The 15,799-nt window shown below is 71.2% G+C and carries 12 protein-coding genes; 7 read left to right on the forward strand and 5 right to left on the reverse strand.

Going from position 1 to position 15,799, the window contains the following annotated elements; genetic code table 11:
* Positions 1-231: 231 nt before the first annotated feature.
* Complete coding sequence (locus E6A21_RS00420; RefSeq protein WP_138442121.1) at positions 232-1,524, reverse strand: SLC13 family permease; 1,293 nt, start codon at positions 1,522-1,524, stop codon at positions 232-234.
* Entirely contained in the window at positions 1,524-2,468 is a 945-nt protein-coding gene (locus E6A21_RS00425) for a DNA-3-methyladenine glycosylase family protein (protein WP_425471504.1), read from the reverse strand. Before E6A21_RS00425 ends, E6A21_RS00420 begins: the two co-directional genes overlap by 1 nt.
* A gap of 219 nt (positions 2,469-2,687) precedes the next feature.
* Here E6A21_RS00425 and E6A21_RS00430 point away from each other — a divergent pair, with 219 nt between their 5' ends.
* Positions 2,688-3,086, forward strand: a complete 399-nt coding sequence (locus tag E6A21_RS00430; protein WP_138442123.1) for a VOC family protein — start codon at positions 2,688-2,690, stop codon at positions 3,084-3,086.
* Positions 3,087-3,134: 48 nt separating this feature from the next.
* Here the strand turns inward: E6A21_RS00430 and E6A21_RS00435 are convergent, their stop codons facing one another.
* The 3 genes from E6A21_RS00435 to E6A21_RS18060 form a co-directional block, all read right to left on the reverse strand.
* Entirely contained in the window at positions 3,135-6,683 is a 3,549-nt protein-coding gene (locus E6A21_RS00435; RefSeq protein WP_138442125.1) for an error-prone DNA polymerase, read from the reverse strand.
* 121 nt (positions 6,684-6,804) lie between these two features.
* Positions 6,805-8,433: a DNA polymerase Y family protein gene (locus E6A21_RS00440; RefSeq protein ID WP_246036107.1), complete on the reverse strand. Its 1,629-nt coding sequence runs from the start codon at positions 8,431-8,433 to the stop codon at positions 6,805-6,807.
* Positions 8,430-9,110 (reverse strand): hypothetical protein, encoded by a 681-nt coding sequence (locus E6A21_RS18060; protein ID WP_246036108.1) that lies wholly within the window; start codon positions 9,108-9,110, stop codon positions 8,430-8,432. The genes E6A21_RS00440 and E6A21_RS18060 overlap by 4 nt, the downstream gene beginning before the upstream one ends.
* Positions 9,111-9,259: 149 nt before the next feature.
* Between E6A21_RS18060 and E6A21_RS00445 the strand changes: the two genes are divergently transcribed.
* The 6 genes from E6A21_RS00445 to E6A21_RS00470 are packed head-to-tail and all read left to right on the forward strand — an operon-like array spanning position 9,260 to position 15,732.
* Entirely contained in the window at positions 9,260-10,645 is a 1,386-nt protein-coding gene (locus E6A21_RS00445) for a cystathionine beta-synthase (protein ID WP_138442129.1), read from the forward strand.
* A gap of 30 nt (positions 10,646-10,675) precedes the next feature.
* A complete protein-coding gene (locus E6A21_RS00450; RefSeq protein WP_138442131.1) occupies positions 10,676-11,854 on the forward strand; it encodes a cystathionine gamma-synthase in 1,179 nt (392 codons plus the stop codon).
* Between the two features lie 32 nt (positions 11,855-11,886).
* Positions 11,887-12,825, forward strand: a complete 939-nt coding sequence (locus E6A21_RS00455) for a cytochrome b/b6 domain-containing protein (protein ID WP_138442133.1) — start codon at positions 11,887-11,889, stop codon at positions 12,823-12,825.
* 35 nt (positions 12,826-12,860) lie between these two features.
* Entirely contained in the window at positions 12,861-14,387 is a 1,527-nt protein-coding gene (locus E6A21_RS00460; protein ID WP_138442135.1) for a sensor histidine kinase, read from the forward strand.
* On the forward strand, positions 14,384-15,058 hold the full coding sequence (locus E6A21_RS00465; protein WP_138442137.1) for a response regulator: 675 nt from the start codon (positions 14,384-14,386) through the stop codon (positions 15,056-15,058). Before E6A21_RS00460 ends, E6A21_RS00465 begins: the two co-directional genes overlap by 4 nt.
* A 23-nt stretch (positions 15,059-15,081) precedes the next feature.
* The gene (locus E6A21_RS00470) at positions 15,082-15,732 is read left to right on the forward strand and encodes an MOSC domain-containing protein (RefSeq protein WP_138442139.1); all 651 of its coding nucleotides are present in this window, start codon (positions 15,082-15,084) and stop codon (positions 15,730-15,732) included.
* Positions 15,733-15,799 lie beyond the last annotated feature (67 nt).

The following is a 15,799-nucleotide window of genomic DNA, read 5'->3' on the forward strand; positions in this document are numbered from 1 at the left end:
GACGCCACGGCGCCGTTTCCCTTCGGGGGAGCGGCGCCGTCGTCGTCTTAGGGACGGGTGCGAGCCTGCTGGCGCGCTCCCGCCCGTTTCTCGGCAGCCGCAAGCGGTGTCCCGCGCGACACGCCGGTTCCGGGCCGATTGGGAAAGCACAACCGGGCGGGAAGAACGGCCGGGGAGCCGGGAAGGGCGGTCGGGGAGCCGGGAAGGGCGGTCGGGGAGCCGGGAAGGGCGCTAGGGAGCCGGAAAGAGGGAGGCGAGCAGCGCCGCGGGCACGATCATGATCGGAACGAGCACGAGCCCCGCCGCGGCGTAGCCCCACCACGAGATCCCTACCCCGAGCCGCCGCAGCTGCTCGTGCCAGATGAGCGTCGCGAGGGACGCCCACGGTGTGATGAGAGGCCCCGCGTTGACTCCCACGAGCAGCGCCGCGAGCCGAGCAGGCGTCCCCGCCGCCTGCTCCAGCGCGAGGTACGCGGGCAGGTTGTTGACCACGTTCGCTCCGAGGACGCCCACGCCGGAGACCCGCAGGAGGTCGAGGGGGCCGCTGCCCGCGCCGAGCAGACCACTCGCCAGCTCCTTGGCCCCGAGATGCTGGAGCGCCTCGACCACTACGAAGAGCCCAGACGCGAAGACGATGAGCTGCCACGGCACGAGCGACCATCTGAGCGCCCTACGTCGCCGGCGCCCGAACGCGACGACGAGCACCGCGGCTGCCGCCGTGGCCGGGATCCACACGGGGACCCCCGAGACGAGTGCAGGCAGGAGCGCCGCCAGCACGGCACCGCCGATCCCGAGCAGCACGCGGTCGGCGGGCGCGGGGTCGCGGTCGGCAGGCGTAGGGTCGGCCGGCGTCGGGTCGCGGTCGGCGGGCGCGGGGTCGCGGTCGGCAGGCGCAGGGTCGGCAGGCGCAGCGTCGGCAGGGGCGGGGGCGTCCTCGGACAGGGTGCGCGCCGGCGAGACCGGGCGGTACCGGCCCGTCAGCTCCTTCCGGAAGAGGACGACGACGGCCGCAAGGGGCACGACCGCGCACCAGAGCGCGGGCAGCGCCATGCGGCCCGCGAACTCGGCTGGGGAGACGTCGCCGAAGGTGTGCAGCGCCAGCAGGTTGGTCAGGTTTGAGACCGGGAGGAGCAGCGAGCCCGTGTTCGCAAGCCACACGGTCGTGAGCGCGAACGGCAGTGGAGGGAGCCCGCACCGCCGGGCCAGGACGACGACGATCGGCGTGAGCAGGACGGCCGTCGTGTCGAGCGAGAGGAAGATCGTTGCGGCCAGTGAGAGGCACGCGACGAGGATCCACAGGGTGAAGGCACGGCCGCGTCCCCACCGGCGGAAGTGCTCCGCGATCCAGTCGAACAGGCCGGACGCGTTGAGCAGCTCCGTCACGACCGTGATGGCCGCGACGAATACAAGTATCGGAACGACTCGATCGGCCAAGGCGCCGAGCCCCACCCACGGCAGGAGCCCGGTAGCGACGGCGACGGCCCCGAGAACGAGCAGTGCGGCTCCAGTGACGGCGAGCGGCATCAGTGCGCCCTGTGGTCCTGGATGGTCATCCTCGGGCCGAAGCGCGGGGCCCGAACGCCCGAGAGGAGCAGCAGCCGCACGACGCGCTGCCGCTGGCCCAGCCACGGCTCGAGGAGACGGAGCATCCCGGCGTCGTCAGTGCGCTGCCCTGTCAGGGCGACGCCCACGAACTTGGCAAGGTGGAAGTCGCCCACCGAGACCGAGTCGGCGTCGGCGTGGGTGCGCTGGGTGACCTCGGCCGCCGTCCAGACGCCGATGCCGGGGATGGACTTCAGGGCCGTCGCCGCCTCGGGGGCGGTCTTCTCCGCGAGCCGTTCAAGGCCCGACGCCGAACGGAGCGCGCGCATGACAGTAGCCGACCGTTGGGGCCCGACCCCGGCGCGATGCCATTCCCACGACGGCACCCGGAGCCATTCGGCCGCGGTCGGCGCCACGACGAGGCCCGCGGGCGCGATCCGGCCAGCACCGGGCGCGGGGGATCCGAACCGCCGCAGGAGATAGCGGTACGCGCGCCGAGCCTCCACTGTCGTTACCTTCTGCTCGAGGATCGTCGGAACGAGCGCGTCGACCATCCGCCCGGTCGCGGGGAGCCGCAAGCCGGGATGGCGCCGTCGGGCCTCCCGGACGAGGCGCGGGAGCGACGCGTGGAAAGTCTCGTCGTCGAACGCCGCCCACGAGTCGGTGAGCCCGAGCAGCGCGGGCGCCGAGGCCACGGCCGACGCCGCCCCCTCACCCCACGCCCGCGCACGCACCTCATCGCCGTTCTGGGTGAGGAGGACGGAAGCGGGCCCGTGGGCAGTGCGGAAGGCGGTCCAGAGACCGCCCGGGTGGGCGGCGAAGGTCGGGTCGCCGTCGCCGCGCTGCAACGGGAAGCACGTCGTGGCGAGCGAGTACCGCTCGGGCGCCTCCCAGGCCCCGGCCGCGTCGGCCGTGCTCCTGTCCATGCCGCCGGTGCGGGGGAGCGGGGCTGCGAGCGTCACCGGAGAATCATGTCACGAGCCTCCGACACCGCCAGGCAGACGGGCCGATCAGGCCATTGACGCAAGAGGAAGCCCACCGTGAAAATCGCGGTGTACCGGCCGGAGGCCGCGTCCGGGAGGGGGCCGGAGAACACACAGGAACGAAGCAGAACCAAGCGGAGACAACCAGAGAAAGGCTCCACCATGTCCGGAAAAGTCGTGCACTTCGAGATTCCCGCGGATGACATGGACCGCGCGAAGGCGTTCTACAGCGAGGCTTTCGGCTGGAACATGATGCCGGTACCCGAGATGGACTACACGATGGTGGGCACCACGCCGTCGAACGAATCGGGCTCTCCCCTCGAGCCCGGCAGCATCAATGGCGGCATGTACACCCGGAACGACCAATTTCCCCGGACCCCGGTCGTCACCCTGGACGTCGCGGACATCGACACTGCCTTGGCCAAGGTCGAGCAGCTCGGAGGCAAGACTGTCGCGCCGAAGATGCCGGTCGGCGAGATGGGCTTCGCGGCCTACTTCCAGGATCCCGAAGGAAACGTGCTCGGCCTGTGGGAGACAATCCAGACCGCAGCAGCAGAGTGAGGACTGCTGCCTGAAGCTGGGACTGTCCGCCCCAGGGGAAGCCCTGCGTCAGTGGAAGTTCCTTGACGATGTCTTCGCCGAAAGCCCGAGCGGTTCGAGGCGGTCCGCTACCAGATTGGTGACGCCCTCCTTCGACCGCTCGAGCAGTCCCCGTACGACCATGGCACGTGCTCCCTGGGCGACGCGCCGATACCTCGTCCACACGCCTCGGCTGCAGACCACATTCAGGATCCCGGTCTCGTCCTCGAGGTTCATGAACGTAATGCCTTGGGCCGTTCCCGGGCGCTGCCGGTGGGTCACGACGCCGGCTGCCTCGACGCGGCTCCCGGGTTCCGCGTGCCACAGCTGGTCTATCCGGAGGACTCCCCGCGCGTCGAGGCCGGCGCGGGCGTGCCGCACCGGGTGGTCGTCGGGGGCGACGCCGGTGGCCCAGAGGTCGCTCGCGACGGCTTCCTCCGCGCTGAGCTCGGGCAGGAGCGGCGGCTGCACGAAGGGCTGGCTGCCGGGCAGCTGGCCCGGCCGCTCGAGCGCCGCGGCCCCCGCACGCCACAGGGCCTCGCGTCGTGTGAGGCCGAGGACCTCGAACGCCCCAGCGGAGGCGAGTGCCTCGAGCTGCTCCGACGAGAGGCCCACCCGACGGGAGAGCTCGGCGAGCTCCCTGTAGGGGCCATTGGCCTCGCGCTCGGCCACGATCCGCTCGGCGAGGTCCTTCCCAATCCCCGTGACGCTCGAGAGGCCCATGCGCACGGCCCGCGAAGCGTCCCGGCGATGTTGGGCGCTGCGGTCGGGTGCGTCCGGGTCGAACGGTCCGGGCTCGGGCTGGTTGAACTCGAGGCACGAGTCCATGCCCCGCTGCCGGGACGCTCCCGCGGAACGGGCCACGCCGTCGTCAGGGGCCCCCTCGACCGGCTCGAGGCATGCCTCCGCCTGCGAACGCAGGATGCACGGCCGCAGCACTGCTACACCGTGCCGTCGGGCATCCGCGACGAGCGTCTGCGGTGAGTAGAAGCCCATGGGCTGGGCGCGCAGGAGCGCCGCGAGGAACGCCCCCGGGTAGTGGAGCTTGAGCCACGAGCTCGCATAGACGAGCACGGCGAAGCTGATGGAGTGAGACTCTGCGAAGCCGAAGTCGGCGAACGCTGCAATCTGGGTGTAGATCGCCTTCGCCTCCTCTTGGGAGAGGCCGTTTGCGGCCATGCCCGCGAACAGCTTTTCCTGGAGGCTCCCGATGCGTTCGACGCCGCGCTTGGACCCCATGGCGCGGCGCAGCAGGTCGGCGTCCTCGGCCGTGCAGCCGCCGATCGCCATAGCCATCTGCATGAGCTGCTCCTGGAACAGGGGCACGCCCAGCGTCCGCTCCAGGACCGGCTCCAGAAGGGGATGCGGGTACGTGACGTCCTCCTCCCCGGCCCGACGGCGGATGTAGGGGTGCACAGCCCCGCCTTGGATGGGCCCCGGCCGGATCAGTGCGATCTCTACGACGAGATCGTAGAAGCGACGCGGCCGGAGCCGGGGAAGCGTGCTCATCTGGGCCCGGGACTCGACCTGGAAGACCCCTACGGAGTCGGCGCGGCACAGCATGTCGTAGACGGCAGCCTCCTCCTTCGGAATGTCCTCGATCCGCCAGCGCTCGCCGAAGTGCTCGTCCACGAGGTCGAAGCAGTACTGCAGCGCGGCAAGCATCCCGAGCCCGAGCAGATCGAACTTGACGAGTCCCATCCATTCGCAGTCGTCCTTGTCCCACTGCAGGACCGTCCGGCCCTCCATGCGGGCGTGCTCGATCGGCACCACCTCGCCCACGGGCCGCTCGGTGAGCACCATGCCGCCCGAGTGGATGCCCAGGTGGCGCGGGGCGCCGAGCAGCCTTTCGGCGAGGGCCAGGACCCGCGGCGGGATGCCGTCGTCGTCCGTCTCGCTCTCCGGACGCTGCGCCGCCGAGAGCGCGTCCCAGCGCTCGAGGCGCTTGGACCACGCATCCTGCTGTCCCTGGCTGTACCCGAACGCCTTCGCGACGTCCCGGACGGCGTTCTTCGGCCGATAGCTGACCACGTTCGCGACCTGCGCCGCGTTCGCCCGCCCGTACTTCTCGTACGCGTGCTGGATCACCTCTTCGCGTCGGTCGGAATCGAAGTCCACGTCGATGTCCGGCTCCTCCTCCCGCAGGCTCGAGAGGAACCGTTCGAACGGGAGTCGATAGCGGATGCTGTCGACGGCGGTGATGCCGAGCAGGTAGCACACAGCCGAGTTCGCGGCCGACCCCCGGCCCTGGCACAGGATGCCCCGGCTGCGTGCGAACTGGACGAGCTCGTGCACGATGAGGAAGTAGCCCGGGAAGTCCTTCCGCTCGATCACGTCGAGCTCCTGCTCGATGCGGTGCCGCACGTCCTCGACCGGGGCGGGTCCCCGCCAGTCAGTTCCGGGGGTGCCGTAGCGGTCGACGAGGCCGCGCTCGACGAGCACGCGGAGGTAGCTCATCGGGGTGTGCCCCTGGGGGACTTCCTGCTTCGGGAGCTTCGGGCGGGCCGAGCGCAGGGGGAAGGCGAGTTCGTCGGCGAACCGGACCGTGTTCTCAACCGCGCCCGGGTAGCGGGCGAATCTCCGGGCCATCTCGGCACCGCTCCGCAGGTGCGCGCCGTCGCTCGCGGGCAGCCAGCCGTCGGCCTCGTCGAGGCTGCGGCGGGCACGGACGGCGGCGACGGCGGTCGCGAGCGGGTGGCTTGCCGGATCGGCGTAGTGGACCGCGTTCGTCGCGACGAGCGGAAGCGCGAGCCGGGCCGCGATGTCCGCGAGGGCGTCGTTGTGTGCGCTGTCGAGGGGGTTGCCGTGGTCGAACAGTTCGACCGCGACGCCGTCCTCGCCGAAGAGGCGCACGAGGCGGCGGACTTCGCGTTCGGCGGCCAGTTCGCCGTCTTCCGCGAGAGCCCGCCGGACGGCTCCCTTGCGGCAGCCCGTCAAGATGAGCGCGTGGCCGCGCAGGGCACCGGCGAGGGAGTCGAGACCGTACACGGGCCGGCCCTTCTCGGCCCCGTCCGCGAGCTGGGCTCGCGTGATGGCGCCGGCCAGGCGATGGTAGCCCTCCTCGCCCCTGGCGAGGACAAGGAGGTGTTCCCCTTCGGGATCGGGCACCCCGTTCTGAGGTGCGGACAGCCCGAGCGAGAGCTCCGCCCCGAACACCGTCTTGAGCCCGTAGGCCTCGGCAGCCTCGGCGAGCCGCACCACCCCATAGAAGCCGTCGTGGTCCGTGATCGCGAGTGCGTTCAGGCCCAGCCGCACCGCCTCTTCCACGAGTTCTTCGGGTGAGGACGCGCCGTCGAGGAAGCTGTAGTGCGAGTGCGCGTGCAGTTCCGCGTAGGGGACATGGCGGGCGGCGGCGCTCGACGACGGCCCGTCGGCTTCCCGTCTCGGGTCGCCTTGGGCAGCACCCTCAAGCTGCGGGAGCGGCATGTACGGACCGCGCTTGCGTGACCACGCGGGGCTGTCGCCGCCGTCGTGCTGCTCGGGCTCGCGGCCGCCCCCGGTCCTGTCGAGCCGGACCTCTTTGCCGACGAGGATGTCGTGCAGGTCCTGCCAGCGGATGGACGGATTGTTGAAGCCCACGGGTCCTCCTCTCAGGCTCGGGATGAGTTTTCGCGGGGCCGTCCCCGGGACGGTGGTGTCTCTTTCAGACGGTCAGGACGTTCAAGCAGCCGATGAGTCGGTCAAGGGAGCCGACAGCGCCTCAGTCGTAGCGCGCCTCGGCCCACCACTGGCCGTCGTCCCCCAAGAGCAGCCACGCCTCGCCGTCGCCGTCGACTATCTGGTACCGCTCCGCGCGTCGTCGGCTCTCCGTCGCGTCCCACCACCGCTGGTGAAGGGGCCAGGGCCCCGCCCAGGCCCGCACCGGGCGTTGGCCGTGGCCCGGCCCCGGTCGGAACCAGGCTGGGGGAGGCGCTGCACCGCGTTCGTCGGCTCGGAGGGGCTGCCCGTCGGCGTCGAGGAACTCGACCGGAACCGGCTCGGCGAACACCGTTGCGGGCAGCGGCGCCGGGACGGCTCCGGGCCACGGGCGCTCCGCCAGAGCCGTGGTCCCGTTGGGGGCGTCCTCGCCCCACGGCACCATGAGGGAGCGTTCTGCGAGGAGACGCCCGCCGGCGCTCACGGCGTGCAGCACCGAGCCGTGGCCGAGCATGCTCTGGAGCCGCCTGAGCCCGTGGTCGAGCCGTTCGTCGACGCCGCCGAACAGCGCCTGGCCCCGCAGCCCGAGCTGGTCAGTCCGCTCCGGGAGCAGCCGGACCTGCACGACGGGTGCCGAGAGTTCTTCGCCCGTCGAGCGCCACCTGCTCCCGCGTCGGCCTCCCGCGGGGCCGCTGGGAGAAGGCGTTTCCCCGGACTGGAGCTGCCAGCGCACGCGGTCAACGACGTCGGCCGCCCCGAACTGCCGCGGATGTCCCCAGGAGCGCTCGGACCGCCGCCCGGCGTCGTCCATGATGTGAACGCGAAGCTCAGTGCATGCGAGGCCCGCGCGCCGCAGCCCCTCCACGAAGTCCTCGGCAGTGGGCCGCAGTGCGAACGCGATCTGGTCGATGCGGTCGAGTCCGGGATCGAAGTCCGCCGCCCGCTCGAGCGGGATGGGCGCGACGCGCGGCACGATGGCCTGCGGATCGAGTCCCGAGGCGCGCGCGTGGGCGAGAGCCCCCTCCGGCCCGAACCGCGAGCGGACCTCGGGCTCGGGAAGGGCAGCGAACGCCCCGAGCGTGCGGACGCCGAGCCGCACGAGGAGCGAGGCCAGCTTGGGGTCGCCGAGAGCCGCGACCGGCAGGGGCCCGAGGAAGTTGCGGGAACCTCCCCGGGGGACGACGAGGAGCGACGTGAGCTCGCTCGCGCACCGTGCCGCCTGCTCGGCGGCGAAGACGGAGTCGGCGACACCGACGCGTGCCTCGAGCCCCATCCGGGCCACCGCTTCGAGCGCTGCGCCGCCAGCCTCGTCCTCGCTTCCATAGAACCGGGTCGCTCCGCGGACGCGGACCGCGCAGAGCCCCGGCCGCAGCACATGGACGCCGGGCAGCACGCGTTCGACGGCGGCGAGGACGTCCTCGAATTCCCGCGCGTCGCGCCCGGGGTCGGCGGGAATGGCCGCGAGGTCCGGGCACCGCGACTGGGCCTCCCGCAGACGCAGCCCGCGGACGACTCCGGCGGACCGGGCCTCCGAGGAGCACACCGCCACGAGGCCTTTCTCCATGACCGCTGCTGCCATCCGGTCGGGCAGCTCGCCCGCGAGCTGTGCGGCCACGAGCGGCCAGTCGGGGATCCACACGACAAGGACGCGCGGAGGTGCTTGGCCCCGTCCAGTGACGCCGGCCGTGCTCACGGCAGGCCTCCGGCGGGCGTCGCCTCGCCCCAAGGAGTCGGGTCGGCGTGCAGGGCTGCGAGGTCGATGCCCGTCCTCCGCCGCGTCCCGCGCTGGGACCACACGAGGTTCATTCGATGGCTGCGCAGGTGCCCATGTCCTTCGCCGAGCCCGTCCCAGCGGGAACCCTCCACGCCCAGGACTCCCTCGGCCTGCAGCCACGGGCCGAGGACCAGCAGGGTGCAGCCGCGCTCCCTGAGCCTGGAAGAGAGCCGGGAGGCGTCGCCCGCGCCCGGGCGGGCGGGCGGCCGGACGAGCAGCAGCGGCAGGACGTCGGCGAGGGCCGAGGCCGTCACGAGCCAGCGATCGCCGGGATCGGGGACGAGGACGGTCCGCTCGAGCGAGATGCCGAAGCCTTTGGCAGCCTCTGCGCCGAAGTCCGGGACTCCTGCGACGCCGCACCAGTGGCCCTGGGAGGACGGCCCGGCGAGCAGCGCCATGGCAACGGAGAGAGGCGCCTCGACGGAATAGACCGCTCCCGCCCGGAGGCCGTCGGGCAGAAGCGGCGAGAAGGCGGGAAGGAGGGGGTACGAGACCTCCCGGTTCCGCCGCCCCTGCAGCAGGTGGATCCGCTCCTGGAGCTCGCGCAGCTGCTCGGCCGCCGAGGCGACGGACGTGGAGCTGAGCGGAACCGACATACACCCCATTTTCGAAAGTGTGTTCGATTAAGTCAATTGCGCGCGTGTCGCTTTCGCACCCGGGTGCCTCGGCACTGCTGCAAGGGGCTGGCGTCAACCGAGTACACCCGATCGCTGGGGCGTCTGGCCCAGCGGCTAGAGTTGGGGTCGTGAAATACGCCAACTCCGTCGTCGAGCTCATCGGCCATACACCCCTGGTCAAGCTCCAGAAGGTCACCGAGGGCATCAGGGCCACCGTCCTTGTCAAGCTCGAGTACCTCAACCCCGGCGGCTCCATCAAGGACCGCATCGCCCTCAAGATGATCGAGGAGGCGGAGCGCAGCGGCAGGCTGAAGCCCGGCGGGACCATCGTCGAGCCGACGAGCGGGAACACCGGCGTCGGCCTCGCGCTCGTGGGCCAGCAGAAGGGCTACAAGTGCATCTTCGTGGTGCCGGACAAGGTCGGCCAGGAGAAGCGCTCGGTCCTCGAGGCCTACGGGGCTGAGGTTGTCGTGACGCCGACGGCGGTTCCCCCGGATTCGCCGCATTCCTACTACGGCGTCTCGGACCGGCTCGTCCGCGAGATCCCGGGCGCGTTCAAGCCCGACCAGTTCTCCAACCCTGGCGCCCCGGAGAGCCACTACGAGACCACGGGGCCCGAGATCTGGGCCGATACCGAAGGCAAGGTGACCCACGTCGTCATCGGGGCCGGCACGGGCGGCACGATCACCGGCACTGGCCGGTTCCTCAAGGAAGTCTCGAAGGACCGCCCGGAGTCCGAGGGCGGCCAGGTCACGGTCATCGGCGCGGACCCGGAGGGCTCGGTCTACTCGGGCGGCACGGGCCGGCCCTACTTCGTCGAGGGTGTGGGCGAAGACATGTGGCCCGCGAACTACGACAAGGCCGTCCCCGACGACGTGCTCGCCGTGAATGACGCGGAATCGTTCGCCATGACCCGCAGGCTCGCCCGGGAAGAGGGACTGCTCGTCGGCGGCTCGTCCGGCATGGCGGTAGTGGCGGCGCTGCGCGCGGCGCGGGACCTGCCCGAGTCGGCGATCGTCGTCGTCGTCCTCCCGGACAGCGGGCGCGGCTATCTCGCCAAGATCTTCAACGACGACTGGATGCGCTCGTTCGGGTTCCTCCCCGGCACGTCGGAGGCGACGGTCGGCGACGTGCTCAAGGGCAAGGACGGAAAGCTCCCGGACCTCGTCCACACGCACCCGAACGAGACGGTGCGCGAGGTCATCGACATCATGACGGAATACGGCGTGAGCCATCTTCCGGTCCTCTCGAACGAACCCCCGGTCGTGATGGGCGAGGTGCTCGGCGCGGTGGACGAGCGCGATCTGTCCGCGAAGCTGTTCAGGGGCGAGGCGAGGCTCACCGACAAGATCTCCGAGCACATGGGCGCTCGCCTGCCCGTGATCGGCTCGCTCGAGAGCCAGGCCACGGCGCGCGAGATGCTCACGGAGGCGGACGCCCTCATGGTGACGTTCGTCGGCGCCCCCATCGGCATCGTCACGCGGCATGACCTGCTCGCGAACCTCAACAAGTAGACGAACACTTCGACGTAGACGAACACCTCGATGAAGGAGCTGCACGTGAGCGAGACCAACCAGGGCTTCAACACCCGTGCCGTCCACGCTGGCCAGGAATTCGAGCCGCGCACCGGCGCGGTCGTCCCGCCCCTGCATTTCAGCTCGACCTATGCCCAGGAGGGCATCGGCGGCCTTCGTTCCGGCTACGAGTACGGCCGCGGCGGCAACCCGACCCGCGACGCCCTCCAGGAGCAGCTCGCTGCCCTCGAGGGCGGGAAGCACGCCTTCTCGTTCGGTTCGGGGCTCGCCGCAGAGGACGGACTGATCCGGGCGCTCTGCACGCCGGGCGACCGTATCGTGCTCGGCAACGACGCGTACGGCGGGACCTACCGCCTCATCAGCCGCGTGCTCGGCGGCTGGGGCATCCGCAACCAGCCCGTTGACATGGCGGCGCTCGACGACGTGCGTGACGCCGTCGCGGCCGGCGGGAGTGCGGCGCGGCTCGTGTGGGTCGAGACGCCGTCGAACCCGCTCATGAAGGTCACGGACATCTCGGCCCTCGCGTCGATCGCGCACGACGCCGGGGCCCTCCTCGTCGTCGACAACACGTTCGCGTCGCCCTACCTCCAGAACCCGCTGGCCCTCGGCGCCGACATCGTGGTCCACTCGACGACCAAGTACATCGGCGGCCACTCCGACGTCGTCGGCGGCGCCGTCGTCGTCAACGACGACGAGCTCGCCGGGAAGATCGGCTTCGTCCAGTTCGCGGTCGGGGCCGTCTCCGGCCCGATGGACGCCTTCCTCACGACCCGCGGCCTCAAGACCCTCGGGGTACGGATGGAGCGCCACTCGGACAACGCCCAGAAGATCGCCGAGTGGCTCGTCGGCCGGCCCGGCATCGAGAAGGTCCTCTACCCCGGGCTGCCCGAGCACCCAGGGCACGAGCTCGCGGCCCGGCAGATGCGGCGCTTCGGCGGCATGATCTCGGTCCAGTTCAGCGGCGGGGAGGCTGCGGCCCGCAAGGTCGCCGAGTCGACGAGGCTCTTCACGCTCGCCGAGTCGCTCGGCGGCATCGAGTCGCTCATGAACTACCCGTCCGAGATGACCCACGCTTCCGTCAAGGGCACCGAACTGGCCGTTCCCGAAAACCTCATCCGGCTCTCCGTCGGCATCGAGGACGCGGAGGACCTCATCGGGGACCTCGACAGCGCGATGAGCCACCTCTGACCCGTCCCACCTGACCGAGAGGACCACCCCAGATGCCGACGTCACCGTCGACTGCTCCCGCCTGGACCAAGGCGCCTTGGTTCAGGCCCGCCTTGATCGCCCTCGGCGCGGTCATCGTCCTGGGGATCGTCGTCCTGCTCGCGAAGTGGCTCCGCAGCACGGAGCCCGTCTCGTCGTTCATCGCGACGTACCCCGGCTATGCGTCGCAGCCCGCCGGCACGCCCGTCGGCCTGCCGGCGTGGCTCAACTGGAGCCACTTCCTCAACATGTTCTTCATCGTCCTGATCGTGCGCTCGGGCCTCCAGGTCCGGTACACGACCCGGCCGCAGGGCTACTGGAGGCGGAACAACAAGGGACTCATCAGGACCAAGGGGCAGCCCAAGAAGATCAGCCTCGACCTGTGGTTCCATCTCACGCTGGATGCCCTGTGGGTGCTCAACGGCCTCGTCTACTGGATCCTGCTCTTCTCGACGGGCCAGTGGAAGCGGGTGATCCCGACGAGCTGGGACGTCTTCCCGCACGCCGTCTCGGTGGCAATCCAGTACGCGTCGCTCAACTGGCCCCTCGAGAACGGGTGGACGGACTACAACGCCCTCCAGCTCCTCTTCTACTTCATCACGAGCTTCATCGCGGCGCCGCTCGCGATCCTGACCGGGCTGCGGATGTCCGGCGCCTGGCCCTCGAAGGCGCCCCGCCTCAACAAGGCGTACCCGATCGAGCTCGCCCGGCGCGTGCACTTCCCTGTGGCGGTCTACTTCGTCGCGTTCGTGATCGTGCACGTGACGCTCGTCCTCACCACGGGCGCGCTGCGGAACCTCAACCACATGTTCGCCGCGAACGACGGCGACAGCTGGCTCGGGTTCGGGTTCTTCGCGGCGGCCGTCGTCGTCATCGTGGCCGCGTGGTTCCTCGCGCGTCCGCTGTTCCTGCGGCCGGTTGCCTCGCTCATGGGTTCGGTCACGCGCAACTAGGCGGGCAGGGTCCGGGGATGTGACAGCATGGTCGCATGCCGCAGCGCGTTCCGCTCCTGCCTGCCCGAGAGCATCGCCTCAGGCTGGCCGAACTGGGCGTCCTGGACCGCCGTCGGACCCTGTGGGGCCTCGCTCTAGCCCTCGCCCTGCCGGTCACGGTCGAGGCGACGGTCGTCGCGGGCGGCTACCACAACATGGCGATGACCATGCTCGTGCAGCTCGCCGCCGCGGTCGCTGTCGCCGTCGTCGGGGGCCTCTGGCCCGCTGCCGTGGCCGCGGTCGTGGGCTCCCTCCTGCTCAACTACTTCTCGGTCGCGCCGGTCGGGAGCTTCCAGATCGCGGATCCCCAGGTCGTGGGCGAGCTCCTCATCTTCCTCGCGGTCGCGTGCGCTGTGGGCCTCGCGGTCGGTGCCGCGACGCGGCGGTTCGAGCAGGCCGCGCGGGCTCAGGCGGACGCCCGTGCGATGGCCGAGCTCGCGCGCGGGATCCTCGGCTCCGGGGGGCAGGTGCAGGAGTTCCTCGAGCGTGTCCGGGCCGCGCTCGGGCTGCGTGCTGTGACGCTCCTGGAGCGGCGCGAACCCGGGACACCGCGCGCGGTCAGGCCGGGGTGGGAGGTCGTCGCGAGTGCAGGCGAGGCGCCGCCCGTGACGCCCGCGGCCGCGGACGGCCTCGTCATCGCCGACGAGCACTACGCGCTCCTCGCGGGAGGCCGGGAGCTCGAGCCCGCGGAACGGCGCATGATGGAGGCCTTCGGTGCGTACCTCGTCGCGATCCGGCAGGGTCGGCAGCTGGCCTCGAGCCGCGAGGCGAACCGCCGGCTCGAGGAGGGCAACACGATCCGGACGTCGATCCTCCGGGCCGTCTCGCACGACCTCCGCACGCCGCTCTCCGGGATCAAGCTGAGCGTGAGCAGCCTGCGGCAGCCCGGCGTCGACTTCACGCGCGAGGAGCAGGCGGAGCTGCTCGAGACGATCGAGGACTACACCGACAGGCTCTCCGCGCTCGTGGGAAACCTCCTCGACATGTCCCGCATCTCGGCAGACAGCGTGACACCGCTCCTGCGTCCGGTCCGCTGGCGCGAGGTGCTTCCGCCCTGGCCGAAGGATGCCGTCGTCGACGACCGGGTCTCGCCCGGGTGCCCTCCCGTCGAGGCCGATCCGGTGCTCCTCGAGCGCGTTGTGGCCAACCTCGTCGAGAACGCCCTCAAGTACGCACCCGGACTGCCGCTCGAGCTCGAGGCGGGCGCGGGGGAGGCCGACCCCTCGGGCCGGGCGATGGGCGAACTGCGCGTTGTGGACCACGGCGGGGGCATCCCGCCCGAGCAGCTCATGGCCGTGTTCAACCCGTTCCAGCGCGTGGGCGATGCGAGCCGTCACGGTGCCGGGATCGGTCTCGGGCTCGCCGTGGCGAAGGGCTTCGTCGAGGCGATGGGCGGTCGGATCTCAGCGGGGCAGACGCCGGGCGGTGGCCTCACGATGCGGATCGTCCTTCCGCTGGCAGCGCCCGACGGCGATGGGTCGCCGGGCGGCGCGGCCCCCGCCGAGGCGGGGAGCACGGCATGACGCGCGTGCTCGTGGTCGAGGACGAGGCGCAGATTGCGCGCGCGCTCCAGATCAACCTGCGGGTCCACGGCTATGAGGCGGTCACGGTCCAGTCGGGCGAGGCAGCTCTCGAGAACGCGGCCTCGGCGCCGGTGGACATCGTGGTCCTCGACCTGGGGCTTCCGGGCATGGACGGCGTCGACGTCATCCGCCGCCTGCGGGAGTGGACGACCGTCCCGATCATCGTGCTCTCGGCCCGGCACGCTGCCGAGGACAAGGTCGAGGCCCTCGACGCCGGCGCGGACGACTACGTCACGAAGCCGTTCGGCCTCGAGGAGCTCCTGGCCCGTCTCCGGGCGGCAGCGCGGCGCAGCGCCGTCCGGACCGAGGTGCCGCGGATCCAGACCGCCGACTTCAGCGTCGACCTCGCCGCCCGCCGCGTGGTCCGCGGGGGCAAGGACGTGCGGCTCACGCCGACGGAGTGGAGCATCCTCGCGCTCCTCGTGCGGCAGCAGGGCACGCTCGTGACGCAGCGCGAGCTCCTGACCCAGGTCTGGGGGCCGGCGTACGCGAAGGAGGCACAGTACCTGCGGGTCTACATGGCCCAGCTTCGCCGGAAGCTCGAGCGGGACCCCTCGAACCCGCGCCATCTCAAGACCGAAGCCGGCATCGGCTACCGCTTCGATCCGTGAGGGCGCTCGGCTACGCTTTGGCCATGAAGTCCGCGCGCCTCGTTGCCGTCTGCCGCGTCCGGCAGCTCCTGCCCGATTCGGGCGTCGTCGGCGTGACGGCGATCGACAAGCGGCCCGTCGAGGGCCCGGTGCGGATCCGGCGGATCGGGGTGCACGGCGACGTCCAGGCTGATCGGGCGAACCACGGCGGCGAGGACAAGGCCGTCTACGCATACTCCGAGGACGACGCCGCGCTGTGGGCCGGCGTCCTCGGGCGTGAGATCCCGCCGGGCTACTTCGGGGAGAACTTCCGCGTGGACGGGATCAGCGCGAGTGACGCCGTGATCGGGGAACGCTGGCGCTTCCCGGGCGGCACGGTCCTCGAGGTCACGATGCCCCGCGTGCCCTGCGCGACTTTTGCTCGTCGGATCGGCGAAGACGGCTGGGTCAAGCGCTTCAAGGCGGCCGGGCTCTCGGGGGCCTATCTCAGGGTCATCACCCCCGGTGACGTCGAGGCCGGCGAGCAGTTCGGCATCGAGCACGTCCCGGACCACGGCGTCCGGGTCGGCCAGTGGCTCGCGGACCCGACGCCCGAGCGGGCGGAGGCGCTCCTCGACGCCGAGGCCGAGGGCGCGATCCGTCTCGCGAGCGCGATCCGGCCTTACATCGATCGCGTGCTGGGTCGCGAGGCGTAGCGTTCCCTGTCGAGTCAGGGCCCTGTGTGGAAGCTCACGGGCCGTGATGCACGACCGCGGCGGGTCC

It is taken from the genome of Sinomonas susongensis (assembly GCF_005877005.1).
Lineage (GTDB): Bacteria > Actinomycetota > Actinomycetes > Actinomycetales > Micrococcaceae > Sinomonas > Sinomonas susongensis.

What these genes read in the sequence shown, in the direction of transcription:
- E6A21_RS00420 (WP_138442121.1), bottom strand. Translation starts at nt 1,524, where the DNA reads ATGCCGCTCGCCGTCACTGGAGCCGCACTGCTCGTTCTCGGGGCCGTC.
- E6A21_RS00425 (WP_425471504.1), bottom strand. Translation starts at nt 2,468, where the DNA reads ATGGACAGGAGCACGGCCGACGCGGCCGGGGCCTGGGAGGCGCCCGAG.
- E6A21_RS00430 (WP_138442123.1), top strand. Translation starts at nt 2,688, where the DNA reads ATGTCCGGAAAAGTCGTGCACTTCGAGATTCCCGCGGATGACATGGAC.
- E6A21_RS18060 (WP_246036108.1), bottom strand. Translation starts at nt 9,110, where the DNA reads ATGTCGGTTCCGCTCAGCTCCACGTCCGTCGCCTCGGCGGCCGAGCAG.
- E6A21_RS00450 (WP_138442131.1), top strand. Translation starts at nt 10,676, where the DNA reads ATGAAGGAGCTGCACGTGAGCGAGACCAACCAGGGCTTCAACACCCGT.
- E6A21_RS00455 (WP_138442133.1), top strand. Translation starts at nt 11,887, where the DNA reads ATGCCGACGTCACCGTCGACTGCTCCCGCCTGGACCAAGGCGCCTTGG.
- E6A21_RS00460 (WP_138442135.1), top strand. Translation starts at nt 12,861, where the DNA reads ATGCCGCAGCGCGTTCCGCTCCTGCCTGCCCGAGAGCATCGCCTCAGG.
- E6A21_RS00465 (WP_138442137.1), top strand. Translation starts at nt 14,384, where the DNA reads ATGACGCGCGTGCTCGTGGTCGAGGACGAGGCGCAGATTGCGCGCGCG.
- E6A21_RS00470 (WP_138442139.1), top strand. Translation starts at nt 15,082, where the DNA reads ATGAAGTCCGCGCGCCTCGTTGCCGTCTGCCGCGTCCGGCAGCTCCTG.